A 431-nucleotide genomic window follows, 5' to 3' on the forward strand; every position below is an offset into this window, starting at 1 on the left:
GGGCCTGGTCGGCAGGGACGGACGTGGCTGGACGGTGTCGCCGATCAATCTGGCTGAACTCGAGCAGATCGCCGTCTACAGGGAAGCGGTCGAGGTTGCGGCGCTTCGCCTGACATGCAGCCTGGCGGACCGGAGCGCCGTCGATGTCATCGAGGCGATGCTCGAGTCCTGCGACAACGACACGCCGCGCGAGGAATGGCATCGCGTCGGCATGGATTTTCACATCGAACTGGCGCGTCTGTCGGGCAATGAATTCCTGTTCCGGGCGGTGCGCGATGCCATGACGCGCCTGTCGCGGGCGCGTTGGCTGGAGGTCCGCGACGAAGCGGCCCTCAGCCGCGCCTGGGCTGAACATCGCGCCATACTGGCGTCGGCACGCCTTGGCGACGCCGATGAAGCCGCGCGCCTGCTGTCAGACCACATCGTCGGCA

At 67.1% G+C, this 431-nt stretch carries 1 protein-coding gene; it reads left to right on the plus strand.

Going from position 1 to position 431, the window contains the following annotated elements; genetic code table 11:
* A partial coding sequence (locus tag EN750_RS38780) for a GntR family transcriptional regulator (RefSeq protein ID WP_145968412.1) occupies positions 1 to 431 on the plus strand: 431 nt, incomplete at both ends.

It is taken from the genome of Mesorhizobium sp. M7A.F.Ca.ET.027.03.2.1 (genome assembly GCF_003999175.1).
Taxonomy (GTDB): Bacteria; Pseudomonadota; Alphaproteobacteria; order Rhizobiales; family Rhizobiaceae; genus Mesorhizobium.